The organism is Sphingomonas sp. 66-10 (assembly GCF_001897045.1).
GTDB classification, from domain to species: Bacteria; Pseudomonadota; Alphaproteobacteria; order Sphingomonadales; family Sphingomonadaceae; genus Sphingomonas; species Sphingomonas lycopersici.
Map to the genome: position 1 here is coordinate 17,487 of NZ_MKRR01000110.1, position 542 is coordinate 18,028.

Consider the following 542-nt stretch of genomic DNA (forward strand, 5'->3'; position numbering starts at 1 on the left):
GTGTTGCGGCCGATGATCGAGCCGTTGCCGCCGCCGTCGCGGATGTCGCGCGCGTCCTGATAGACCGCATCGGCGCCCTTCGCCGCGCCGCCCGAGAAGACCACGATGCGCCGCCCGGCGAAGCTGCACTGGACGACATGCGCGACGCGCTTGGCCTGGGTCGACCAGTCGCCGCCCTCATAGGCCTTCTTCGCATCGGCCTGTTCGATATGGTCGGTCGGCAGCTTGACCTTGATGATATGCGCGCCGAGCAGCGCTGCCATATGTGCGGCATAAGCGCCGACATCGAGCGCCAGCTCGCCCGCCTTGGAGAGGTTGCCGCCGCGCGGATAGGACCAGATCACCGTTGCGAGGCCGGCGGCCTTCGCCTCGGCGGAAAGCTCGCGGATCTCTTCCATCTGCTCGAAGATCTGATCCGAGCCCGGATAGATGGTGAAGCCGATCGCGGCGCAGCCGAGCCGCAGCGCATCGTCGACCCCCGCGGTCACCGCCTGATCGACCGTGGTCGCCCAGCTGTTCGAGCTGTTGACCTTGAGGATCGT

At 67.2% G+C, this 542-nt stretch carries 1 protein-coding gene; it reads right to left on the reverse strand.

Going from position 1 to position 542, the window contains the following annotated elements:
- A partial coding sequence (locus BGN95_RS10640; RefSeq protein WP_286772591.1) for a class I fructose-bisphosphate aldolase occupies positions 1–542 on the reverse strand: 542 nt, incomplete at both ends.